This window comes from Herbaspirillum sp. NPDC101397 (assembly GCF_044767325.1).
In the GTDB taxonomy this organism is placed as follows: domain Bacteria; phylum Pseudomonadota; class Gammaproteobacteria; order Burkholderiales; family Burkholderiaceae_D; genus Herbaspirillum.
In genome coordinates this window covers 439807-464083 of sequence record NZ_JBIWNS010000002.1, presented here as the reverse complement: position 1 = coordinate 464083, position 24277 = coordinate 439807, and the positions used below count along the sequence as shown (strand labels likewise).

Below are 24277 nucleotides of genomic sequence, written 5' to 3'. Positions count from 1 at the left end.
CGGCATGCTGGCTTGTCTTCTCGTCAACAATCGCCGGCAGGCACACATGAAAAAGGTTTGACCATTGCGGAAAGTCCTCGCTTGACAGGCCCCGGACCCGCACCTATTCTCTGCATACCCAAAGGTCTTACCATATACCCGCACCGCCCTGCGCATCCTTCGGCGCCCAGAACATATAACAGGCACTCAAGCAGACTCCATGTCCTTCGATCCCATCGTCCAGAAATCCATTTCCGAGCAAGTTGCGCAACGCCTGCTCACCATGATCCGCAGCGGCCTGCTCAAGCCCGGCCAGCAATTGCCGCCGGAGCGCGAACTGGCGGCCATGCTTGGCGTCGGCCGTCCGGCCGTGCGCGAAGCGATCCGCGGCCTGGCGCTGCTCGGCTTGCTGCGCATCCGCCAGGGTGAAGGCACCTTCGTCGGCAAGCTTGAAACACGTGAGCTGCTCGAGCCGCTGGAAATGATCATCGACCTCAACGCCGGCACGCTGGAAGCGCTGTTCGACGCGCGCCTGATCATCGAAACCGGCGTGGCCGCGCTGGCCGCCACCCACATGGCGGAAGAAGAACTCGAGCGCCTGACGCGCAACGTCGACGACGAAGCGCGCCTGCTGAGCGACCCGGCCGCCTTCGCCGCCGCCGACGTGGAATTCCACGAAGCCATCATCGAGGCCTGCGACAATCCTTTCCTGCAAAGCATCGCTGGCAGCCTCTACATGCTCGGCAAGAAAAGCCGCACCATCACCTCGCGCATTCCGGCCACGCTGGAACGCAGCCTGCAGGACCACCGCGACATTCTCACGGCCCTGAAGGCGCGCGATCCGAAACAGGCCTCCGACGCCATGCGCACCCACCTGATCCGGGTGCGCGACGCTTATCGCGGCGCGGCGCAGAACAAGGATGAATCGGTGCACGACTGATCTGTACTGTCATTTGCACCGCCATTGATGTTGATTTCGATTTGCTCAGAAAAATAAAAAAACACCCCGGCCTTCAAAGAACACCAACATTGAAACGAGCCGGACCGTGATTTCCCCTATGGTTCACGCCATGCTTACTTTCTCAGGAGAACAACAATGCAAGATCTGGCAGGTAAAGTCGTCTTCATCAGTGGCGCCAGCACCGGTATCGGCGCTTCCGCTGCCCGCGCCTTCGGCGCCAAGGGCGCCCACGTCGTGGTCCACTACAACAAGTCGGCAACCGAAGCCGAAGCCGTCGCCGCCGAGATCCGCAAGGGCGGTACCAAGGCGATCACCATCGGCGCCGACGTGCGCGACAGCAAGGCCATCGACAAGGCAATCGCCAGTGCGGTCGAACAGCTCGGCCGCATCGACGTCCTGATCAACAACGCCGGCAGCCTGGTCAAGCGCGAAGCACTGGAAAAGATCAGCGACGACCTGTTCGACGAAGTCGTGCAGATCAACGCGCGTTCGGTGGTGGCGTTCACGCGCGCCGTGATCCCGGTCATGCGCAAGCAGGGCGGCGGCAACATCATCAACGTTACCTCGGTGGCGGCGCGCCATGGCGGCGGCCCCGGCGCGCTGATCTACGCAGCGTCGAAAGGCTTCGTCAGCACCATCACGCGCGGCATGGCGAAAGAACTGCAGCCGGATAATATCCGTGTCAACGCGGTGGCACCGGGCGTGATCATGACGCCGTTCCAGGAACGCTTCACCACACCGGAGCAGCTGGAATCCTTCCGCAAGACCATCCCGATGGGCCGCATCGGCGATCCGGCGGAATGCGACGGCGCCTTCCTGTACCTGGCTTCGGATGAATTGTCGGGCTATGTGACGGGGCAGATCATTGATGTGAATGGCGGGCAGTACATGCCGTGATGTGATGATGCAGAATAGAAAAAGCCGGCTAGTTGCCGGCTTTTTTATTTGAAAAAATGCCCGAATACATCTTTCAGGCATTCATCTCCCGAATCTGATTCTGAAAGCAGGTAGTTTCCGTTCCAATCGTCCCAACCTGCCTGTAAGCTGTACTGCGGCAAGGAGAAGCTTTGATAGATGCCTTCAGCCACATGCATGATCTCTTTTCCGGTTCTTTCAAAATGAAACGTTCCCACCAAATACTCACAGATATTCGCCCATTCAGAATGCGGCAAATCTTCCAGACTGAGGATGAGATGACCATTGGCGGCTTGACGTAGATTGGCGTTCATTTTTTCGCTGAATAGCGGTGTTGTGATGGGATAACGCTGAAAAACGCATTCTGGCACAAGCTTTGCAGTCTACGAGACATTCCTGAAATAACCGGATATCACCGCAATGCTCCTCGCGAACTCTATTACTCTCTCTGAAACCGCTGACGCTGCAAGCGTGAACAATGCGGATTTGCTTCGCGACAAGCTGACCCTGCTGCTCGATTCCACCGGCGAAGGCATCTACGGCATCGACCTCGACGGCCGCTGCACCTTCATCAATCGGGCCGGCGCGGAGATGCTCGGGTACCGGATCGAACAGATGCTGGGCAAGAACATGCACGAGCTGGTGCACCATAGCCATGAGCACGGCGAACACTACCCGGAAGAAGAGTGTCCGATCCTGAAGGCCTTCCGCAAGGGCGAATCGTGCCGGGTAGATCAGGAAGTGTTCTGGCGTGCTGATGGTACCCATTTCGCGACCGAATACTCTTCTTATCAGATCATCGACGGCGGCCAGGTGCGCGGGGCGGTGATCACGTTCAGCGATATTTCCAAACGGCGTCTGGCCGAGGAGCAGTTGCAGCGCGCCAAGGCCGAGCTGGAGCAGCGCGTGGCCGAGCGTACGCGCGAGCTGTCGGCGGCGCTGATGCAGGTGCGCGAACTGTCGGCGCATGCGCATTCGGTGCGCGAGGATGAACGCACGCGCATTGCGCGCGAGATCCATGACGAACTCGGCAGCCTGCTGGTGGCGCTGAAGCTGGACGTGAACTGGATGGCCAGCCGGGTGGCCGACCGCGAGCCGGTGGCGCGCAAGTGCGCCAGCATGAACCGGCTGATCGAGGCGGCGGTGGACAACGTCGGGCGCATCATCACCGATCTGCGGCCGAGTATTCTCGATCATCAGGGATTGATCGCGGCGTTGGAGTGGCAGGTTCAGGAATTCTCCGAAGCGACCGAGTTGCCGTGCGACGTCGAGTTCGACATTTCTCCACAGGCGTTTGCGCCGCACGGCACGCTGGCGACGGCGGCGTTTCGTATCTTCCAGGAAATGCTGAGCAACGTGGCACAGCATTCGCAAGCAACGCAGGTGAAGATCGCCGTGCGGCTGACGCCGGATGCCTTGCTGATGGAAGTGGAGGACAACGGCGTCGGCGTGCCGGCGGCGGCGCTGGCGAATCCCAAGTCCTACGGCGTCATGGGCATGCGGGAGCGAGCGCTGCACTTTGCCGGCGCACTGAACATCGAAAATGCCGTTGATGGTGCAAAAGATGTGGGACGTGCACCGGAAAGCGGCAAGTCGATCCGCAACCCCGGCACGCGCGTGCGCCTGGTCTTGCCGCTGAGGAACGACGCATGACCATTCATAGACAATCAACGCAATCGCAGCCACAAGGAAACCCATGATCCGCATCCTGCTTTGCGACGATCACCGCATCGTGCGCGAAGGACTCAAGCAGATCCTCGCCGACACGCCCGACATCGAGGTGGCGGCCGAGTGCGCCGATGGTCCGGAGGTGCTGCGCAAGGCGCGCGTGGAAGCGATAGACCTGGTCTTGCTGGACATCGCCATCCCCCACCAGGACGGCCTTGATGTGCTGCGCCAGCTCAAGCAGGAGATGCCGCGCCTGCCGGTGCTGATGCTGTCGACCTATCCCGAGAAGCAATACGCCGCGCGCTGCTATCGCTTGGGCGCCGCCGGCTATCTGAACAAGAGTGCCGACACCGAGCAACTGGTGGCGGCGATCCGCAAGGCGGCCGATGGCGGCGTGTATGTCAGCCCGCACATGGCGGAGACGCTGGCCGCTGAACTCAACGCGCATGCAGCCAGCACCCAGCGCGCCGCGCACGAGACGCTGTCGCATCGTGAATATCAGGTGTTCCAGCTGATCGCTGCAGGGCGCAGCGTCAAGGAAATCGCCGACCAGCTCACCCTGAGTCCCAACACGGTCAGCACCTACCGCAGCCGCATTCTGGAGAAGACCGGCGCCAGCAACGATGTCGGCATCGCCATGTACGCCGTGCGGCATCAATTGCTACCCGCTTAAGTTAGCGAATTTGTTGTCGCTCTGATAGCGCCTTGTAGTCGTTCCACTACAAGGCGTCGTCTGTCGATGACATCGCAGAGCGCGCTGGCAAGCCCCTTGCACGTGATGGAGTAACAAAGCAGCCGTTACTTCACTCATCCATCGGGGGAATCCATGCCAAAAGAAATCGACAGCACCATCTTCCACACTTACGACGCCGAGCGCGCAGGCAATACCTGTTCCTGCGGCAAGCACGCCAGCCAGACGGCGCATGACGACGCGCAGCACCAGGCAGATGTACAGGCGCAGGTGCGCTCTCAGGATGCCGAACAACTGAGCAACGACGTGGTGGAGGAATCGGTGATGCGCGCGCTGTTCCCGCAGGCGGAGCAACGCCGCGACTTCCTGCGCGCGGTCGGCATCAACAGCGCACGTGCCGCGATCGCCAGCATGTTCCCGCTGGGCGCCTTGCAGGCCATGGCGCAGGAAAAGAACGGCGCGATTGAAAAGAAGGACCTCAAGATCGGCTTCATCGCCATCACCTGCGCGGCGCCGCTGATCATGGCCGACCCGCTCGGCTTCTACAAGAAGCAGGGTCTCAACGTCTCCCTCAACAAGACTGCCGGCTGGGCGCTGATCCGCGACAAGATGATCAACAAGGAACACGACGCCTCGCACTTCCTGTCGCCGATGCCGCTGGCGATGTCGATGGGCGTGGGCAGCAATCCGGTGCAGATGCGCGTCGCCACGATCCAGAACATCAACGGCCAGGCCATCACGCTGCATGTGAAGCACAAGGACAAGCGCGATCCCAAGCAATGGAAGGGTTTCAAGTTCGCGGTGCCGTTCGAGTATTCGATGCACAACTTCCTGCTGCGTTATTACCTCGCCGAGAACGGTCTTGATCCGGACCGCGACGTCCAGATCCGCGTCACGCCGCCGCCGGAAATGGTGGCCAACCTGCGCGCCGGCAACATCGACGGCTTCCTCGGCCCCGATCCGTTCAACCAGCGCGCGGTGTATGACGAAGTCGGCTTCATTCACATCCTGTCGAAGGAAATCTGGGACGGTCACCCATGCTGCGCTTTCGGCATGTCGGAAGAGTTCGTCAAGCAGAATCCCAACACCTTCGCGGCTCTGTTCCGCGCCGTGCTGACCGCCGCCGCGATGGCGCGCGATCCGGCCAACCGTTCGCTGGTGGCCAAGGTGATTTCGCCGGCGGCGTATCTGAATCAGCCGGAGACCGTGGTCGAGCAGGTGCTGACCGGCCGTTTTGCCGATGGCCTTGGCAACGTCAAGAACGTGCCGGGTCGCGCCGACTTCGATCCGGTGCCGTGGGATTCGATGGCAGTGTGGATCCTGAGCCAGATGAAGCGCTGGGGCTACGTGAAGGGTGAAGTCGACTACAAGGGCATCGCCGAGCGTGTGCTGCTGCTGACCGACGCCAAGAAATACATGAAGGAACTCGGCCAGCCGGTGCCGGACGGCGCCTATCGCAAGTACAAGATCATGGGCAAGGAGTTCGACCCGGCCAAGGCGGACGCCTACGTCAACAGCTTCGCCATCAAGAGGACCTCCTGATGAAACCGGCGGCACAACTGGGCTGGCGCGCCGGACTGATTTCGCTGGCGCTGTTCGGCTGCCTGTTGCTGGTGTGGCATCTGGCGACGGCACCCAAGCTGAGCGTTGAAAACGCACGGGCGGCTGCAACTTCTTCAGCATCTGCAGCCGACGATGAATACGCCAAGCTGATGGGCAAGAGCAGCAGCTCGCCGGTCAAGACCAGCGGCTTCCCCGGGCTGGCGCAGATGGGCGAGACCATGCGCAAGGAGCTGGCCAATCCGTTCTACGACAACGGGCCCAACGACAAGGGTATCGGCATCCAGCTCGGTTATTCGCTGGCGCGGGTCGGACTCGGGTTTGCGATTGCGGCGGTGGTGGCGATTCCGCTGGGATTTTTGCTGGGCATGTCGCCGCTGATGCAGCGGGCGTTGAACCCTTTCATCCAGATCCTCAAGCCGATCTCGCCGCTGGCATGGATGCCGCTGGCCTTGTACACGATCAAGGATTCGTCGATCTCGGGGATCTTCGTGATCTTCATCTGCTCGGTGTGGCCGATGCTGATGAATACCGCGTTCGGCGTGGCGTCGGTGCGGCGCGACTGGCTCAACGTCGCCAAGACACTGGAGGTCACGCCGCTGCGCAAGGCTTTCCTGGTGATCCTGCCGGCGGCGGCGCCGACCATCCTGACCGGCATGCGCATCTCGATGGGGATTGCCTGGCTGGTGATCGTCGCAGCCGAGATGCTGGTCGGCGGCACCGGCATCGGCTACTTCGTCTGGAATGAATGGAACAACCTGTCGCTGACCAGTGTGATCTTCGCGATCCTGGTGATCGGCGTGACGGGCATGGTGCTGGACCTGTTCTTTGCGCGGCTGCAAAAACTCGTGACGTACACGGAATAGGCGTAACAGGAGCGATATGGAAAAAGCATTTCTCACCGTTGAGAACCTCAACAAGCGTTACACCGATGATGGCCTGCCGGTGTTCGACCAGGTCTCGTTCGGCATCGACAAGGGCGAGTTCGTCTGCATCATCGGCCACTCCGGCTGCGGCAAGACCACCATCCTGAATGTGCTGGCCGGCCTCGAAGCACCGTCGGGCGGCGTGGTGATCATGGATCAGCGCGAGGTCAAAGGCCCTAGCCTGGATCGCGGCGTGGTGTTCCAGAGCCATGCGCTGATGCCGTGGTTCAGCGTGCTGGGCAACGTCGTGTTCGCGGTGCGTTCGCGCTGGCCGGACTGGTCGCGCGACAAGGCCGAGCAGCATGCGCGCCGCTTCATCGAGATGGTCGGCTTGAAGGGTGCGGAGCACAAGAAGCCGTCCGAGCTGTCGGGCGGCATGAAGCAGCGCGTCGGCATTGCGCGGGCGTTTTCCATTGAGCCGAAGATGTTGCTGATGGATGAACCCTTCGGTGCGCTCGATGCGCTGACGCGCGGCGTGGTGCAGGACGAGTTGTTGAAAATTTGCAGCGCCACGCACCAGACCGTGTTCATGATCACGCACGACGTCGACGAGGCGATCCTGCTGGCCGACAAGATATTTCTGATGTCCAACGGCCCGCGGGCGCGCATCGCCGAAGTGGTGGTCAACACCATGCCCAAGACGCGCACCCGCGAAACCATGCACCACGATCCGCAGTTCTACCGCATCCGCAACCATCTGGTCGATTTTTTGGTGCATCGTTCGCGCCGTATCCAGGAAGCGGCTGCGGAAGACGTCGGCACGCGGGTGGTGACGCCCGGGCTGGAGCAGGGCGCACCGGATGCACCGGAGGCGCTGGACAATTTTCCGCAAGCAGCAGCTTGATTTTTCACGATCATTTTTATCATTCATCGCAAGGAGAACTTCATGGACCGCAACCTCGTTACCCAAAAAATCATTCAAGCCAAGGTCAGGAACAAGATGACCTGGTCCAAGATCGCCGAAAGCATCGGCCAGAGCAAGGAGTGGACGACCGCCGCCATGCTCGGCCAGATGACGCTGACCGCCAAGCAGGCGGCCGTCACGCAGGAACTGTTCGGCCTCACCGACGAAGAAACCCTGTGGCTGCAGATCGTGCCGTACAAGGGTTCGCTGCCGACACCGGTGCCGACCGATCCGCTGATCTATCGCTGGTACGAAATCGTCAGCGTCTACGGCTCGACCATCAAGGAACTGATCCACGAAGAATTCGGCGACGGCATCATGAGCGCGATCGACTTCAAGATGGACATTCAGCGTCAGGCTGATCCTGCCGGTGACCGCGTCAATGTCGTCTTGAGCGGGAAGTTCCTGCCTTACAAGACGTATTGATCGGTTTTCGTCGACGCCGGGGAGGAGGGCGGTAGAATAGCCTGCATGGAAAAAACTACCGCCCCACGCAAGCATTCCGTCAGCGCCATGAAGGCGCGTTTCGTCGCCATTTCGTGGCGCGACCTGGCCGTCAGTTTCGGGCCCATGGTGCTGCTGATCATCGTCGGCGTCTGGCTGGCGATCTGGCTGATCCATCCGGCGCCGCCGAAATCCATCACCATCGCGACCGGGCCGGAAAACAGCAATTTCTGGAACGTCGCCGAGAAATACAAGAAGATCCTCGCGCGCGACGGCGTGACAGTGAAGATCGTGGCGTCGGAAGGTTCGCTCGACAACCTGCGCAAACTGACCGATCCGGACGGCGACGTTGATGTCGCTTTCGTGCAGGGCGGCATTGCCGACAGCGTCAATATTGATAGCCTGGTGTCGCTGGGCAGCGTGGCGTATTCGCCGGTATCGGTGTTTTATCGCAATGACAAAGTGGTCTCGCGGCTGTCCGAGCTGACCGGGAAAAGCATCGCCATCGGCCTGCAGGGCAGCGGCTCGCGCGTGCTGGCGCTGACCTTGCTGAAGGCCAGCGGGATCGAGCCGGGCGGGGCGACCAAACTGATCGACATGGGCGGCGACGAGGCCGCGGACGCGCTCAGCAAGGGCAAGATCGACGTCGCCTTCCTGATGGGCGAGTCGGCGGCGCCGGCCACCATGGGCAAGCTGCTGCGCACCAACGGCATCCGTTTGCTGGACTTCTCGCAGGCCTCGGCTTATACGCGCCGCTTCAGCTATCTCAATGAATTGACCTTGCCGCCGGGTGTATTCGACTTCCGCCGCAACCTGCCGGACCACACGATCCGCCTGATCGCGCCGACCGCCGAGCTGATTGCGCGCGACGACCTGCATCCGGCCTTGTCCGACCTGCTGATCGAAGCGGCGCGTGAAGTGCACGGCAAGGCCAGCGTGCTGCAGAAGGCCGGCGAATTCCCGGCGCCGCTGGCGCATGAGTATCCGATCAGCGACGACGCCGCGCGCTATTACAAGTCGGGCAAGAGCTTCTTTTACCGCACGCTGCCGTTCTGGCTGGCGAGCCTGGTGGATCGCACGATGGTGATTCTGCTGCCGATCATCCTGCTGCTGATTCCCGGAATCAAGCTGGTGCCGCTCCTGTACGGCTGGCGCATCCGTTCGCGCATCTATAAATGGTACGGCGTGCTGATCACGCTGGAGCGCGGCGTCACCACGCACACCAAGGAAGAGCAGGAGCTGATGCTCAAGCAACTGGATGAGATCGAGACCTCAGTGAATCGGATGAAGATGCCGCTGGCGTTTGCCGATCAGTTCTACGTGCTGCGTGAACACATCGGGTTTGTGCGCAGCCGGCTTGAAAGCGGCGCGTAGGCACCGCAGAGTGAATACGCGGGTTTGGCCCATTCCAGCCTGAACAAGGTAGAATGGGTTGCATTCGGACCGAAATCGAAAAACTTCCGAAATCGTTCAAAAAACAACGAGATCAAAAACTACTGTTTATTTGTACAGTGTTTGTGATACAGTGGAATCTCTTCAACAGAGATAGGAACCACTGCCATGACACACTTGGATCTCACTTCAGGCGCTCGCTTTGGTCTGGAATCTTCTTCCCCTTCGTCTTTCAGCCTGCGTTTCGGCCGCCGCGAAATGTTCGTGTGCCGCGACTCGTACGTGCGCCGCTATCGCGTCAATCCCGTGATCGAATGCAGCGCCGGCCTGCAAGCCGGCCACCTTGAAATCCTGCTGTTCCGCCGCTGGCTGGTCGTGCTGTCCAAGGCGCGCGCCTGAGCATGCTGATGTTGATGCCCATGCAGCTGCGTCTGGCGGCGTTGGCCGCGTGCGCGCCGGGTTTTGAACCACGCCGTGAATGCGAGCCGGTTACACGGCGCAGTCTTGTGGCGAGGCTGACCGGTATCTTCGGGCATCGATTTTTCAAGCTTCAAATCCTGACAAAAAGCTGAATTTAAAACGGGAATTATTCTCATTTATGCTATAGTCGGTCGTCTTTTCGGTTACGTGAAGGCGCGTTGTCTTGTGTTTTTGGACTTCGTGCATCCTGCCGGAAAGCAGACTGATCAATCAGCATAAAGGGATAAGTTCATGTTTTTACGTACTTTTGTTGCAGGTGTGGTGCTGGCGACAACGGCGGTCGGCGTGTCCGCCCAGGAAAAGGCGATCAACCTTTACTCCGCGCGCCATTATCAGACCGATGAAGCCTTATACGGCAATTTCACCAAGGCCACCGGCATCAAGATCAATCGTGTCGACGCCGATGACGCCGGTATTCTGGCCCGTCTCAAAAGCGAGGGAACTGCCAGCCCGGCCGACGTGATCCTGCTGGTTGACGCCGCCCGCCTGTGGCGCGGCGAGAACGACGGTCTGTTCCAACCCGTGAAATCAGGATTACTGGAGTCGCGCATCCCCGCCAATCTGCGCGGCAAGGATGAGGGCCAGGGTTCGCAATGGTTCGGTTTCTCGACACGCGCCCGCGTGATCGTCTACAACAAGCAAAATGTGAAGCCGGAAGACGTCGACACCTATGAGTCGCTGGCCGATCCCAAGAACAAAGGCAAGCTGTGCACCCGTTCGGGCGCGCATCCTTACAACGTCTCGCTGTTCGGCGCGCTGTATGAGCACGTCGGCGAAGCCAGGACCGAAAGCATCCTCAAGGGCATGGTCGCCAATATGGCGCGCTCGCCGGTGGGCGGCGACACCGACCAGATCAAGGCGGTCGCTTCGGGTGAATGCGGCGTGGCGATTTCCAACTCCTACTATGTCGCGCGCCTGATGAAGTCGACCAAGCCGGAAGACATCGCCGTGGTCAGCAAATTCGGCGTGGTCTGGCCGAACCAGAAAACCTTTGGCGCGCACGTCAACATCGCCGGCGCCGGCGTGGCGAAGAATGCCCCGCACAAGGCTGACGCCGTCAAGTTCCTGGAGTACCTGGCCAGCGATGATGCACAGCGTTACTTCGCCGAAGGCAACAACGAATGGCCGGCAGTCAAAAACGTGAAGACCGGCAATGCCGCACTGGATACGCTGGGACCGTTCAAGGCGGAAGTGATCGACGTTGCCGCCACAGGTCGCAACCAGCAGAAGGTGTTGCAGATCCTTGATCGCGTCGGCTATAAATGATGCGCGCGTAGTTGCCTGCCTCGGCAGGCATGAAAAAAGCACCGGACAGCCATGGCTGCCGGTGCTTTCTTTTTTAACGATGGCAGTGTGAAGAAGCCGGCTTGCGGGCGGGCGCCTGCTTCAGCCGGCAGCGCGCGGGAACGCCACCACATGATTCACATCAAGCCGGATGCCGATTGATTCACCGATGGCATGATCGTGATGCGAAGGCACCAGCGACAGTAATTCGAGGCCGTCGTCGAGTCGCAGCGTATAGAGGAAGTCGGCGCCGCGGAAAGACTTGCGTACGACGCGCGCCTTGAACGGCGACAGGTCGTCGTGCACGATGTCATCGGAGCGCAGCAACACGTCGAACGGCGCCCCGTGGGTTGCGCTGGATTGCAGTGTTTCCATGATGCGCGAAACATCGTGCAGCCGGCCCAGCGGCGTTTCCATTGCCATGTCGCCGGCCGCGCCCACCAGTGCACCCGGCACGAACATGCCGTGACCGATGAAGTCAGCGACGAAGCGCGTAGCGGGGCGGTGATACAGCGCGTAGGGCTGGTCCCATTGTTCGAGGCGGCTCTGCTGCATGACGCCGACCACGTCGCCGACGGCGAACGCCTCCATCTGGTCGTGCGTCACCATTAATGCGGTGATGCCGGCTTGCTTGAGGATGCGACGGACTTCTTCGGCGAGGCGTTCGCGCAGTTCGACGTCGAGGCTGGAGAAGGGCTCGTCCAGCAGCAACAGCCGCGGCTGCGGAGCGAGCGCGCGCGCCAAGGCAACGCGCTGCTGTTGGCCGCCGGACAACTGGTGCGGGAATTTGCTTTGCATGCCGCCCAGGCCGACCAGTTCCAGCATGTCCTGCATGCGTCGCCGACGTTGTTGCTTGTCGCCATGACTGCTGTGCAACCCGAAGCCGATGTTGGCTTCGATGTCCAGGTGAGGAAACAGCGCGAAGTCCTGGAACACCATGCCGATGCGGCGTTGCTCGGCGGCGATGCGCACGCCGGGGCCGTCCAGCATTTGCCCGTCGAGCAGGATGCTGCCGGATTGCGGCTGTTCGAGTCCGGCGATGGCGCGCAACAGGGTGGTCTTGCCGCTGCCGGAAGGACCGATCAGTGCGCCCAGTTCACCGGACCGCAGCGCGAACGACACTGCTTGCACCGCAGGCGCCACGGCGCGCGGATAACTGATGCTGACCTGATCGACTTGCAAAAACATGGCGGTCCTTTTTATGACACTTTTTGGTGATTTTTCATGCCGGGGAAAATCGACGAAGAATGCGGCCTGCCGCTACAATGCCTGTCGCTGGAATGCACCATGCAGCGAATGATTTTTTACCCGTTTTCAATATGCGAAGTGTAGCGCATCAATACTGTTGCGCAGCGCAATCCGGACCAGTTTTCCATCACGAATCATGTATCTCATCGGCCTGATTGCCTTCCTGATTTCCGTGCCCATCCTCGGCATCGCCGGTGCGTGGCTGCAGCTCGATGCAGCCGCCGTCGACGCCTTGCATCAGCAGATGCAGACAGTGTTGCCGGGCTACCTGGCGACTTCCGCTTGGCTGGCCCTGTTCGTCACGCTGGGCGTGATCGTCGTCGGTGCGGCCACGGCGGTGACGATCGGCTTGTTCGAGTTTCGCGGCAAGCGTTTCTTTTCCTGGGCATTGCTGTTGCCGATGGCGATGCCGGCCTATGTGTGCGCGTATGCGTACACTGACTTCCTGCAATACGGCGGCGCAGTGCAGACCAGCCTGCGTGCGCTGTGGCCGGGATTCCGTTTCGACGTGCGCAGCCTGGCGGGGGCGATCTTCCTGTTCATTTTTACCTTGTATCCCTACGCCTATCTGCTGGCGCGCAATGCGCTCGGAGAACGCGGCGTGCATCTGATGGAGGCGGCGCGCCTGCTCGGCACGCCCTTGAGCGCACGCATTCGCCGTATGGCCTTGCCGTTGGCGCGTCCGGCGCTGATGGCGGGCGCGGCGCTGGCCCTGATGGAGACGTTGGCCGATTACGGCGTCAGCGCCTATTTCGGTTTGACCACGTTCACCACCGGCATCTACAAGGCCTGGATGGTGATGGATGATCGCATCGCGGCGGCCCAGTATGCGTCCTTGCTGCTGCTGTTCGTCGCCGTGTTGTTGTGGCTGGAGCGCCGCGAGCAGGGACGCATGCGCTTTGCCACGGTACGGGGCAATCGTGGCGATGGGGCTGAAGCACGCTTGCCGGTGTTGCGCGGCATGCGCGCGGCACTGGCGTGGCTGGTGTGCGGGACGCCGATTGTGTTGGGTTTCGTGCTGCCGGTGCTGATCCTGCTGCAATTGATGTGGCGCGAGAGCGAGTTGTCGCTGGCAACCAATCTCGCTCGCTATGCCGGCTGGTCCTGGAACAGCTTCCGCTTCGGCGGGCTGGCCGCGGCGATTGCGGTGGTGCTGGCGCTGGCCTTGGGTTTCGCCCAGCGCGCCGGCGGCTTGCCGCGCTTCAACTCCTTGTTCTTGCGCTTTGTCGCGCGTCTGGCGTCCATGGGATATGCAATTCCCGGATCGGTGATTGCGATCGGCATTCTGCTGCCGATCGCCTGGTTGCAGGCGGTGTTTCCGGGCAGCGGCGCGGGCGTCTGGCTGACGGCGACCGCGCTCGGCGTGATCTATGCGTATCTGGTACGCTTTACGGCCGTGGCGGTGCAGTCGGTGGAAGCCGGTTACACCCGCATCCCGGCAAGCCTGGACGAAGCGGCGCGCACCATGGGCGCCTCGCGCAGCCGTATTGTGCTCAAGCTGCACATGCCGCTGCTGTGGCGCTCGCTGGCGACGGGGGCGTTGATGGTATTCGTCGACGTCGTGAAAGAATTGCCGGCGACGCTGTTGCTGCGTCCCTTCAACACCGATACGCTGGCCGTGATCGCCCATAACCTGGCGCGCGACGAACGTCTCGGCGAGGCCGCATTGCCGGCGCTGAGCATCGTGCTGGTCGGCCTGATCCCGGTATTGCTGGTCACGCGGGCCCTGCGCAGATACTGAACAAACGATAGAGGAAAAAAATGAGCCAATACGATTACGACCTGTTCACCATCGGCGGCGGCTCCGGCGGCGTGCGCGCCAGCCGCTTCGCCTCGCAATACGGCGCGCGCGTGGCGATTGCCGAGAGCAAGGATCTGGGCGGCACCTGCGTCAACGTCGGCTGCATTCCGAAAAAACTGATGTCCTACAGCGCGCATTTTCATGAAGATTTCGCCGACGCCGCCGGCTTCGGCTGGACCGTAGGCGAGACCCGCTTCGACTGGGCCGCACTGATCGCCGCCAAGGACAAGGAGATCGCGCGTCTCAACGGCATCTACCGGAAGATTCTCGACGGCGCCAAGGTCGACATCGTCGAAGGCTATGCGACGATGGAAGACGCCCACACCGTCAGCGTCAACGGCAAGCGCTACACCGCGGCACACATCCTGGTGGCGACCGGCGGGCATCCGACGGTGCCGGAGATTCCCGGCAAGGAGCTGGGCATCGTGTCCGATGACTTCTTCCATCTGACCGCCTTGCCAAAGCGCAGCGTGGTGCTGGGCGGCGGCTATATCGCGGTGGAGTTGGCATCGATCCTCAATGGTCTCGGCAGCGAAGTGACGCTGGTATATCGCGGCAAGCATCTGCTGCGCGGCATGGACAGCGAACTCGGCGTGTTCCTGGCGGAAGAAATGCGCAAGAAAGGCATGACCATCCTGTTCGAGAACAATATCGAAGCGATCAAGTCGGCCGGCGCCGGCAAGCGCGTCCAGCTCAGCGACGGCAAGACCATCGACGCCGATTGCGTGCTGTTCGCCACCGGCCGCCACGCCAACACGGCGGGACTCGGACTGGAGAAGGCCGGGGTTACGCTGACCGACAAAGGGGCAGTCAAGGTCGACGAACATTTCGTCTCGGGAGTGCCGTCGATCCATGCCATCGGCGACGTCATCGATCGGGTTGCACTGACGCCGGTGGCGCTGGCCGAAGGCATGGTGGTAGCCGCGCGCCTGTTCAACAAAGGCGGCCGGGAAATGTCTTACGAGAATATTCCGACGGCGGTGTTCAGCCATCCGAACGTCGGCACGGTCGGCCTGAGCGAGGAAGACGCGCGCAAGAGGGTGGGCGAAGTGCTTATTTTCAAATCGGAATTCAAGGCCCTCAAGCACACGCTGAGCGGCAACACCGAGCGCACCTTCATGAAGTTGGTGGTGGATGCGAAGAGTGATCGCGTGCTGGGCGTACACATGGTCGGCGCCGATGCCGGCGAGATCGTTCAGGGCTTTGCGGTGGCTTTGCAATGCGGCGCCACCAAGGCCCAGTTCGACGCCACCATCGGCATTCATCCGACCTCAGCGGAAGAGTTCGTCACGATGCGTACGCCGGCGGCATAGGCGTGTCGCAGAACTACCGCCGGAGAATGCCCCGGCGGATAGTCCTGACCTAGCGCCAGAGCGCGTAGCCGATGCGGAACTGCGGCGTCGATTTCTGGTTGTACGTCAGCAGGCTCTCGCCGTAACCATAGAAGTAGCTCGCCATCAGATAGCCGGCCATGCCCGGCACCAGCTTCGCCAGCGGGTAGGACAGCGTCGAGTCGGCGCTGCCCGAACTGCTGCGCGTGCCCTTGCGCAAGGTGGTCGAAAACTCCACGCCGTCCGGCTTGCCCACCGCCAGCTTCAGATCCGCATGGCCGCGATACTGGCCGATATCGGGGTTGTCGGAGCTCGGGCCGAGGTAGGTGTAGACCTTGGGTGAGATGCGCAACTGGTAGTCGTTGAGGTTGCCGAACGTGAAGGTCGGTTCGACGAAGAGGGTGTTGATGCCGCGCGATTGCGCGCCGTCGCGGCCGTTCGACTCATGCTCGAGGCCGGTTGAAACTGCCATGCGGCTCAGGATGCTGTTGTGGATGCCGAGATCCGGCAGGTAATAAAACAGGCTCGGTCGGTAACTGGTGTCGCGGAACGGCGCCGACGGGCTTTCCAGGTCCCACAGCGAATATTGGGTGTAGCCGAAATACAGGTTGTCGATCAGGCCGCGCGAGCGCATGTCTTCCGGCTGGAAGATGCGGAACTTGAAGCTGAGCTGGAACTTGGCGTTGCGGTTGCCGCCGCTGTTGCCGGCCGCGAAATACATCGGCTCATGGAACGACAGGCGCGGGATATTGATCAGGTCGAGCGCGGCCGGCGCAATACCGATCGGACTGGCGCTGGAACCCGGTGTGATCACCGAGGCGGATGGTGTGGCCGCGCCGGCCAACGCGATGCCTTCCGCCGACGGCACCGGCATCTTGCCGTCCTTCGGGCGAATCACAGCCACCAGCACCGGCGAGGCATCCACACCCACGGTCTCGATGCGCACCACGCCGCGCAGGTAGTCGGGCAGGGTGGCGCTGTAGGAGATCTTGCGGAATTCGCCTCGCTTGAGCGTGATTTCTCCGGGCCCGCCGGCTTCGCGCTCCATGCGCAGCTGGACCGGGGGCGTCATGTCGGCCGAGGCGGCCACCACCAGATTGTCCGGGATGGTGTAAGCCTGGCTGTCGTGATCGTCTTCGGTGACCAGCAAGGTCAGGGTGAACGGCTTGTTGCCGTCGACCAGCTTGGGCGGCTGCAGCAACGAAATGCCGGCGCTGGCGCCATGCATGAATGACAGCGCGCCGATGGCGGCAAGCGCCTGGATCAGGCGCTTGGGTGCTAAGGGACGTTGAGTTTGCTGGTGAGGAGTGAAGAGCATGAGGCCTGGATTTTTTGCTGTTGTAGGCGAAGGGCGCATTGTCGTGTTTTTTATCGATTTATCAATTGTCGGGAATGGTGCATCAGCCCTATGGATTGGTTTCCGGGCGTAAAGTTGCTTCGATCCGACGTTTCATACGCTTAAGAATGTAAAGCGGCCTGATTTCAGACTTCGTCAGACTTCGATATGTCTTTTTGCGGGATAATGGGCTAAATGCCTAAAAAATGTTGATTATTAGTTTCATATTTCCTCATCATGTTATCCGCTTCCTACGATAGTTTGCTTGTTGTCATATCCCTGCTGGTGGCGGTGCTCGCCTCCTATACTGCATTGGACATGACGGAGCGGATCAACGCGACCCAAGAATATGCCGGTCGTTCCTGGCTGTTTGGCGGCGCCGTCGCAATGGGCATTGGTATCTGGTCGATGCACTTCGTTGGCATGCTCGCATTCCGTTTGCCCATCGATCTCGGCTATGACCCCTGGATTACCTTCCTCTCGCTGCTGATCGCGGTCGGCGTCTCGGGCTTCGCGCTGTGGATCGTCAGCCGCCCGGAGCTGCCAGTGCGCCGCCTGATCAACAGCGCGCTGGTCATGGGTGTCGGCATCGCCGCCATGCATTACACCGGCATGGCCGCCATGCTGATGACGCCGGGCATCCGCTACGATCCCTTGTTGTTTGCGGCTTCCGTGGCCGTCGCCATTGGTGCGTCGGGCGCCGCTTTGTGGATAGCCTTCCGCCTGCGTCGCAACACGCCGCATGTCAAGTTCGCGCGCGCCGGCGCCGCCGTAGTGATGGGCGTGGCCATCGTCGGCATGCATTACACCGGCATGGCCGCTGCGAATTTCCCGGACGGCAGCATCTGTTTGGCAGTCCGTGACGGCGTCAGCCCGGGCTGGCTGGCGATCCTGATCATTGTGGTGACGCTGGCGGTGCTGACGATCGCCTTGCTGACCTCGCTGCTGGACGCGCGGCTGGAGTCGCGCACCGCCAAGCTGGCGCGTTCGCTGGCCGAAGCCAATGAAGAACTCACGCAACTGGTCTTGCACGACAACCTGACCAAACTGCCCAACCGCACGCTGCTGGACGACCGCCTCAACCAGGCCATCAATAAGGCGGCGCGCGAGCAGGGACATTTCGCGCTGATGTTCTGCGACCTCGACGGTTTCAAGGCGATCAACGATTCGCTCGGTCATCACGTCGGCGACATGATGCTGGTGGAGGTGGCGCAGCGTGTCGGTTCCGTCATGCGCGCGCAGGATACGGTGGCGCGGCTGGGCGGCGACGAGTTCGTGATGCTGGTCGACCTGAAGGAACCGGACGATGCCGTGACCGTCGCCGACAAGCTGGTGAAGATCATCAACCAGCCCTTCCTTATCGAAAAGCACGAGCTGCGGGTCTCGGCCAGCATCGGCATTGCGATCTATCCGGAAGACGGCAGCAGCCGCCACGATCTGGTGATCAACGCCGACGCCGCGATGTATCACACGAAGCGCAGCGGCCGTAACGGTTACCATTTCTTTGAAGCGTCGATGAACGTCAACGCGCACAATCAGTTGCAATGGCTGCAAGACTTGCGCCTGGCGCTGGAGCGCAAGGAATTCATCCTGCATTACCAGCCCAAGTACAACTCGCCGAACGGCCCGGTGCTGGGCGCTGAAGCCTTGTTGCGCTGGCAGCATCCGGTACACGGACTGGTGGGGCCGGATGAGTTCATCGGCCTGGCCGAACGTTCCGGGCTGATCGTGCCGATCGGCGCATGGGTGCTCGACGAGGCCTGCCGCCAGATGAAGGTCTGGTTCGACATCGGTCACGAAGACTGGAAGATCGCCGTCAACCTGTCGGCTCTGCAGTTCGCTCAGACCGACCTGATCGAGCTGGTCAAGGACACGCTGGCGCGCCACAGCCTGCCGGCGCGCTGCCTGACGCTGGAAGTTACGGAGTCCACCGCCATGCACGATGCTGAAAGCAGCCTCAAGACGCTGCAGCAGATCGCCGACCTCGGCGTGGATATTTCGATCGACGATTTCGGCACCGGCTATTCGAGTCTGCTGTATCTGAAGCGCCTGCCCGCCAATGAACTGAAGATCGATCGCGGCTTCGTGCGCGATCTCAGCGACGGCAACGACGACGCGGCCATCATTTCGGCCATTGTGGCGCTGGGCCGTACGCTCAATCTGCGCATCGTCGCCGAAGGCGTGGAAACCACCAAGCAGCAGAATTTCCTGACCTCGGTCGGTTGCGACGCGTTGCAGGGTTACCTCATGGGCCGCCCGATGCCGCCCGACAAATTCATTGAGGCGACTTCCAACCTGCAGAAAAACGCCGCGCAGGCGTCCTGATTTTCCTCGACACCGCCGATGCGTTCTTCCACTCGGCGGGGTCTTCCCTGACTGCAATAGATGGCGCGCCAAGCGGTGCCGATTCTCGTATTGCCCCTCGCCAACACAAGCCCCGCAAGCCATGAACAGACGTGACAGTCACACGCTGTTCCGCGCATTCAAGTTTTCCCTCTCGGAGCATTATGGAGAGTATGTGGCCGCCTGAGCCATGCAGAAAAATCAACATTTACCTGACTTGAATGGCAGGGGGGAAACATGAACGTGATTGGAAATATGAAGATCGGCAAGCGTCTCGGACTGGGCTTCGCCGTTATCCTGGCACTCTCCGTCCTGATCGCGGTGATTGGCGTCTGGCGCCTGCAAAGCGTGGCGAAGGCGACGCAAGACATGATGGACGTGCCGCTGGCCAAGGAGCGCATGATCGGCGACTGGTATCGCCATACGTTTGCCGGCATCCGTCGCACGATTGCCGTGGCCAAGAGTTCCGATCCCAGCCTGTCGGCGTTCTTCAAGCCTGAAAGCGACGAAGCCACGCGTATTTCCGGCGACCTGCAAAAGAAGATTGCCGAGCTGATCGCCAGCGATGAAGAAAAGCAGCTGTACGAAAAAATCATGGCGCTGCGCAAAGTCTATCTGTCGACCCGCGACACCATTTATAAAGCCAAGAACGAGCCAGGCGCCGACCCCGCCGCGATCGCCGCAGCGCTGGACAAGGACTTCCTGCCGGCGGCGAAGAACTATTCGACGGAAGTGGAAAACCTGCTTGCATTGCAACGCAAGACCATCGATCAACTCAATCAGCATGTGGCGGAAATCGCCGCGCAAAGCGCCAACCTGCTGATCGTGCTGGAAGTGCTGGCGCTGGCATTGGGCGTCACCTGCGCCTGGTATCTGACGACCGGCATCACGCGACCGCTGAACACCGCCGTCGACATTTCACGCCGCGTTGCCGAAGGCGACCTGTCGGTGGAGATCACCGTGACAACCAAGGATGAAGCCGGCCAGTTGCTGCAGGCGCTCAAGGACATGAACATCAGCCTGCGCAATATCGTCGGCAACGTGCGCATCGGCACCGACACCATTGCCACGGCGTCCAGCCAGATCGCCAGCGGTAATCTCGATTTGTCGAATCGTACCGAACAGCAGGCCGGTTCCCTGGAAGAGACCGCGTCGGCGATGGAACAACTGACCTCGACCGTCAAGCAGAATGCCGACAACGCGCGTCAGGCCAACCAGTTGGCCGTGTCGGCGTCCGAAGTGGCGATCCAGGGCGGCAGCGTGGTGGGGCAGGTGATCAACACGATGAGCGCGATCAATGATTCGTCCAAGAAGATCGTCGACATCATCAGCGTGATCGATGGTATCGCTTTTCAAACCAATATCCTCGCCTTGAATGCAGCGGTGGAAGCGGCGCGCGCCGGTGAGCAAGGGCGCGGTTTTGCGGTGGTGGCGTCGGAAGTGCGCAGCCTTGCACAACGTTCGTCCGCTGCGGCGAAAGAAATCAAGACGCTGATCGACGACTCCGTCTCCAAGGTGGACGTCGGCAGCAAGCTGGTGGGGCAGGCCGGATCGACCATGGAAGAAGTGGTCTCCAGCGTCAAGCGCGTCACCGACATCGTCGGCGAAATCAGTTCGGCCAGCCAGGAGCAAAGCACGGGCATCGAAGAGGTCAATCGGGCGATTGCACAAATGGACGAGAGCACACAACAGAATGCCGCGCTGGTAGAGGAAGCCGCCGCAGCAGCACAATCACTGCAGGAACAGGCCGGCAAGCTGGCGGAACTGGTCAGCGTATTCAACATTGGTAATACCGCAGGCTTGCCAGCGCCTGCAGCAAAGACTTCGCGACGCACGGTTGATATCAATCCGGCGCCGCGTCTGGGGTAATCGGGGGAGGGGAGCAGCCGTCGCCTTCACCGGCGACGGCTTTTTTTGCGCTGAAATCCCTGAAAATCAGTTCAGGTCGAGCATTCTGCACGGTAATTTTCAGTCGCGCGCTGGCTCTTGCGCCGTGCTTTTTCCATCGTCTTGACCGGCGCATTGCGCAGGTCCTCTTCGGCCCAGGCCTTGCGCTGTGCAAGTTGGGCACACTTCCTCTTCTGCTTTTCGGCGACCAGTTTGGCGCGCGCGTCTTCGCGCTCCTGTTTTTCGCGTTGCCGGCTCACACGTTTCTCTTCCGCCGCACGGCTTTTGTCGAGGCGCTGCTGGACCGCCTTGTCTTTGGCGGCGGCAACCGGCGCGGGACTTTTCACGCCGCGCGTGTCGTCGATGGCGATGCTCTTGCCGTTGGCGCAGGCGGCGTCGCTATACGTGACTTTGCCGTCACTGTCGCATTTGTAGACGGCCCAGGCGGGCAGGGAGCATAGCAGCAGGGACAGCAGCAAGGGCAGCGCGAGCAGTGGCGGGCGGACAGAAAGCATGGGTGAAACTCCTGGCGGCGGAGAAATGTGTTGTCGGGGGATCCGACCGCCGCCATCGGCTGCGGTCAGAGCACTTTGCCGGGATTCATCAGCCCGTGAGGATCCAGCGCCTGTTTGATGGCGCGCATGAGCCGGAGTTCTACCGGCGATTTATAACGCAGGATTTCTTCACGTTTGAGCGCGCCGAGTCCGTGTTCAGCCGAGATCGAGCCGCCGAATTTGTCGACGCTGTCATGCACGGTCCGGTTGATGGCAGGCTGTTCGAGGATGAAGTCGGTGTCCTTGACGCCGGGCGGCGGCGAGACGTTGTAGTGCAGGTTGCCGTCGCCGAGATGGCCGAAGGTGACCATGCGGCAGCCGGGTGACGCCTGCTGCACCAGCACGTCGGTGACGCGGATGAATTCGCCGATGCGCGAGATCGGCACCGAGATGTCGTGCTTGATGTTCTTGCCTTCGTGCGCCTGCGCCATGGAGATGTGCTCGCGCAATTGCCACAGCGCTTTCGATTGCGCGATCGAGGTGGCGATGACGGCGTCGTCGATCAGTTCCTGCTCCAGCGCGAGACCGATTACAGCTTCGAACATTTCCGAGGCGTGCACTTCGGATTCGCTATCCGACAGTTCCAGCAGCACGTATTGCGCATGGAGACGCTCGAACGGCGCGCGATGCGGCGGGAAGTGTTTGGCGACCAGCTGCATGCAGAAATCCGACATCAGCTCGAATCCGGTCAGCGCCGCGCCGCAATGCGCTTGCGCCAGGCTCAGCAGGCGCAGCGCGTGGTCGGGCGTGCGCAGCGCGGCCAGCGCCGTGACCTGGGCTTTGGGCTGGGGGAATAGTTTGACGACCGCAGCGGTGATGATGCCCAGCGTGCCTTCGGCGCCGATGAACAGGTCGCGCAAATCGTAGCCGGTGTTGTCCTTGCGCAGGCCGCGCAGACTGCTCATTATCTCGCCTTGGGCGGTGACGACTTCCAGGCCCAGGCACAATTCGCGCGTATTACCGTAGCGCAGAACCGCAGTGCCGCCGGCGTTGGTCGACAGGTTGCCACCGATGGTGCAGCTGCCTTCCGCGGCCAGCGACAGCGGGAATAGGCGCCGCTCTGCTGCGGCGGCTTGCTGGATGTTTTGCAGAATGCAGCCGGCTTCGACCGTCATCGTGTTGTTGACCGGATCGACTGTACGGATACGGTTCAGGCGCGTCAACGACAGCAGCACCGCCTCGCCGCTGGTGTCGGGCACGCTGCCCAGCACCAGGCCGGTATTACCGCCTTGCGGAACGATCGGCACCAGATGCAGGGCGCAAAGGCGGACCACCGTGGCGACTTCTTCGGTGCTGCCCGGGCGCAGCACGGCCAGTGCTCGCCCGGTATAGCGTCCGCGCTGGTCGGTCAGGTAAGCCGCAGTGTCGGCTTCGGCGGTGACGACGTAAGCGGCGCCGATGGCGTCGCGACAGGCTTGCAGGAAGTCTTGTGGTGCCGCGGTCATGGTCATGTCCGAACAGTTATTGCGAAGCCTTCTGGATGGCCTGGCGGGCGATTTCCTTGGCGGCCTTCTTGTAAGGGGCCAGGTACATAACCGCGCACAGGAAATACACGCAACTGAGAGCGACTTCGATCCAGCCAAGCGTGATTGACGTGGCGACACGGTCGCTGGTGGCGCGCACGATGCCCTCGGTGAAGTAGAGCAAGATCAGCATCGACGACCATTGCATGGTGTAGACGTCGCGTTTGAGGACGCCGCGCAACGGGAACAGCAGCGGAATCACCTTGAGCACCATCCACGAACCGCCCGGTCGCAACGGCGCCAGCACCAGTTCCCAAGCGACGCAGAGGATGATCAGCGCGACCAGGCTGAGGGCGGCGCCGAAATGGAAGATGCGAAAACGATGCGTGCTCAGTGTGCTCATTCAAGTCTCCTGCAGTTTGATGGCGTTCTGTGCGAGGCGGCGGCCGAGGGCAACCGCCAGCGCGCGGGTATCGTCGGAAATCGGCTGGTTGCCGTTGACGCCGGCCCAGTGGCTGGCGCCGTAAGGCGAGCCGCCGGTGCTGGTGCCCATCAGCTCGGGCTGGGTGTAGGGCAGGCCGACGATGAGCATGCCGTGGTGCAGCAAAGGAATCATCATCGACAGCAAGGTCGACTCCTGGCCGCCGTGCATGCTGCCGGTCGCGGTGAACACGCTGGCGGGTTTGCCGGCCAGCGCGCCCGACAGCCATTGCGGTGCGGTGCCGTCCCAGAAATACTTCATCGCCGCGGCCATGTTGCCGAACCGCGTCGGCGAACCCAGCGCCAGCCCGGCGCATTGTTCAAGATCGCTCAGTTCGACGTAGGGTGCGCCGTTGGCGGGCACGTCCGGTTCGGTGGCTTCGGTCACGGTAGAGACTGCCGGCACGGTGCGCAAGCGGGCGTCGCAGCCCGGCACGCTTTCCACGCCCTGGGCGATCAGCTCGGCCAGTTTGCGAGTGGAGCCGTGTCTCGAGTAGTAAAGGACCAGTATCGTTGTATTAGTTATGTTCGGCATGTTGGTATTATAGGAGCCTTTATTTACCCATCGCACGCGTTTTACTGCTCGCATTTCGAGAATGAAACCTGGCGCATGACGAGGCGCTGTTCCAG

Annotated in this window: 22 protein-coding genes; 15 read left to right on the top strand and 7 right to left on the bottom strand. The window is 61.3% G+C overall.

The features are described from left to right. Window positions 1-199: 199 nt before the first annotated feature. On the top strand, window positions 200-919 hold the full coding sequence (locus ACIROW_RS06905) for a FadR/GntR family transcriptional regulator (RefSeq protein ID WP_402273388.1): 720 nt from the start codon (window positions 200-202) through the stop codon (window positions 917-919). Between the two features lie 156 nt (window positions 920-1075). Beyond that, window positions 1076-1837 carry an SDR family NAD(P)-dependent oxidoreductase gene (locus ACIROW_RS06900; RefSeq protein ID WP_116433648.1) on the top strand — a complete coding sequence of 254 codons (762 nt, stop codon included), beginning with the start codon at window positions 1076-1078 and terminating at the stop codon, window positions 1835-1837. A 44-nt stretch (window positions 1838-1881) separates the two neighbouring features. Here the strand turns inward: ACIROW_RS06900 and ACIROW_RS06895 are convergent, their stop codons facing one another. Beyond that, complete coding sequence (locus tag ACIROW_RS06895; RefSeq protein WP_402273385.1) at window positions 1882-2169, bottom strand: hypothetical protein; 288 nt, start codon at window positions 2167-2169, stop codon at window positions 1882-1884. A gap of 106 nt (window positions 2170-2275) precedes the next feature. Here ACIROW_RS06895 and ACIROW_RS06890 point away from each other — a divergent pair, with 106 nt between their 5' ends. From ACIROW_RS06890 to ACIROW_RS06850, 9 genes are all read left to right on the top strand, one after another. Beyond that, the gene (locus tag ACIROW_RS06890) at window positions 2276-3508 is read left to right on the top strand and encodes a PAS domain S-box protein (RefSeq protein WP_402273382.1); all 1233 of its coding nucleotides are present in this window, start codon (window positions 2276-2278) and stop codon (window positions 3506-3508) included. Between the two features lie 43 nt (window positions 3509-3551). Further along, a complete protein-coding gene (locus ACIROW_RS06885; RefSeq protein WP_402273379.1) occupies window positions 3552-4196 on the top strand; it encodes a response regulator in 645 nt (214 codons plus the stop codon). Window positions 4197-4349: 153 nt separating this feature from the next. Further along, window positions 4350-5756, top strand: coding sequence for a CmpA/NrtA family ABC transporter substrate-binding protein (locus ACIROW_RS06880; RefSeq protein ID WP_402273376.1), 1407 nt, complete (start codon window positions 4350-4352; stop codon window positions 5754-5756). Further along, on the top strand, window positions 5756-6640 hold the full coding sequence (gene ntrB / locus ACIROW_RS06875) for a nitrate ABC transporter permease (RefSeq protein ID WP_402273373.1): 885 nt from the start codon (window positions 5756-5758) through the stop codon (window positions 6638-6640). The genes ACIROW_RS06880 and ntrB overlap by 1 nt, the downstream gene beginning before the upstream one ends. Before the next feature lie 16 nt (window positions 6641-6656). Next, complete coding sequence (locus tag ACIROW_RS06870) at window positions 6657-7544, top strand: ABC transporter ATP-binding protein (RefSeq protein ID WP_402273371.1); 888 nt, start codon at window positions 6657-6659, stop codon at window positions 7542-7544. 42 nt (window positions 7545-7586) lie between these two features. After that, complete coding sequence (cynS, locus tag ACIROW_RS06865; RefSeq protein ID WP_402273368.1) at window positions 7587-8030, top strand: cyanase; 444 nt, start codon at window positions 7587-7589, stop codon at window positions 8028-8030. Between the two features lie 45 nt (window positions 8031-8075). Beyond that, window positions 8076-9422 carry a TAXI family TRAP transporter solute-binding subunit gene (locus ACIROW_RS06860; RefSeq protein WP_402273365.1) on the top strand — a complete coding sequence of 449 codons (1347 nt, stop codon included), beginning with the start codon at window positions 8076-8078 and terminating at the stop codon, window positions 9420-9422. A gap of 186 nt (window positions 9423-9608) precedes the next feature. After that, window positions 9609-9839, top strand: coding sequence for a hypothetical protein (locus ACIROW_RS06855; RefSeq protein WP_016833422.1), 231 nt, complete (start codon window positions 9609-9611; stop codon window positions 9837-9839). Window positions 9840-10151: 312 nt separating this feature from the next. Then, entirely contained in the window at window positions 10152-11186 is a 1035-nt protein-coding gene (locus ACIROW_RS06850; RefSeq protein WP_402273361.1) for an extracellular solute-binding protein, read from the top strand. A 120-nt stretch (window positions 11187-11306) separates the two neighbouring features. Here ACIROW_RS06850 and ACIROW_RS06845 read toward each other — a convergent pair whose 3' ends face one another. Further along, window positions 11307-12392, bottom strand: a complete 1086-nt coding sequence (locus tag ACIROW_RS06845) for an ABC transporter ATP-binding protein (protein WP_402273359.1) — start codon at window positions 12390-12392, stop codon at window positions 11307-11309. Window positions 12393-12588: 196 nt separating this feature from the next. On the opposite strand from ACIROW_RS06845, the gene ACIROW_RS06840 reads away from it, so the two are divergent. Beyond that, window positions 12589-14193, top strand: coding sequence for an ABC transporter permease (locus ACIROW_RS06840; protein ID WP_402273357.1), 1605 nt, complete (start codon window positions 12589-12591; stop codon window positions 14191-14193). 20 nt (window positions 14194-14213) lie between these two features. Then, entirely contained in the window at window positions 14214-15566 is a 1353-nt protein-coding gene (gene gorA / locus ACIROW_RS06835; protein WP_402273354.1) for a glutathione-disulfide reductase, read from the top strand. Window positions 15567-15615: 49 nt separating this feature from the next. Here gorA and ACIROW_RS06830 read toward each other — a convergent pair whose 3' ends face one another. Beyond that, window positions 15616-16902 carry a phospholipase A gene (locus ACIROW_RS06830; RefSeq protein ID WP_402273351.1) on the bottom strand — a complete coding sequence of 429 codons (1287 nt, stop codon included), beginning with the start codon at window positions 16900-16902 and terminating at the stop codon, window positions 15616-15618. 255 nt (window positions 16903-17157) lie between these two features. Here ACIROW_RS06830 and ACIROW_RS06825 point away from each other — a divergent pair, with 255 nt between their 5' ends. Beyond that, on the top strand, window positions 17158-19245 hold the full coding sequence (locus tag ACIROW_RS06825; RefSeq protein ID WP_402273348.1) for a putative bifunctional diguanylate cyclase/phosphodiesterase: 2088 nt from the start codon (window positions 17158-17160) through the stop codon (window positions 19243-19245). 255 nt (window positions 19246-19500) lie between these two features. Next, on the top strand, window positions 19501-21132 hold the full coding sequence (locus ACIROW_RS06820; RefSeq protein ID WP_402273346.1) for a methyl-accepting chemotaxis protein: 1632 nt from the start codon (window positions 19501-19503) through the stop codon (window positions 21130-21132). A gap of 71 nt (window positions 21133-21203) precedes the next feature. Here the strand turns inward: ACIROW_RS06820 and ACIROW_RS06815 are convergent, their stop codons facing one another. The 4 genes from ACIROW_RS06815 to wrbA form a co-directional block, all read right to left on the bottom strand. After that, entirely contained in the window at window positions 21204-21665 is a 462-nt protein-coding gene (locus ACIROW_RS06815) for a DUF4124 domain-containing protein (protein WP_402273344.1), read from the bottom strand. 65 nt (window positions 21666-21730) lie between these two features. Next, on the bottom strand, window positions 21731-23149 hold the full coding sequence (locus ACIROW_RS06810; RefSeq protein ID WP_402273342.1) for an FAD-binding oxidoreductase: 1419 nt from the start codon (window positions 23147-23149) through the stop codon (window positions 21731-21733). 16 nt (window positions 23150-23165) lie between these two features. Then, window positions 23166-23570, bottom strand: coding sequence for a DUF2069 domain-containing protein (locus tag ACIROW_RS06805; protein WP_402273339.1), 405 nt, complete (start codon window positions 23568-23570; stop codon window positions 23166-23168). After that, the gene (gene wrbA, locus ACIROW_RS06800) at window positions 23571-24182 is read right to left on the bottom strand and encodes an NAD(P)H:quinone oxidoreductase (RefSeq protein ID WP_402273336.1); all 612 of its coding nucleotides are present in this window, start codon (window positions 24180-24182) and stop codon (window positions 23571-23573) included. Between the last annotated feature and the right edge of the window lie 95 nt (window positions 24183-24277).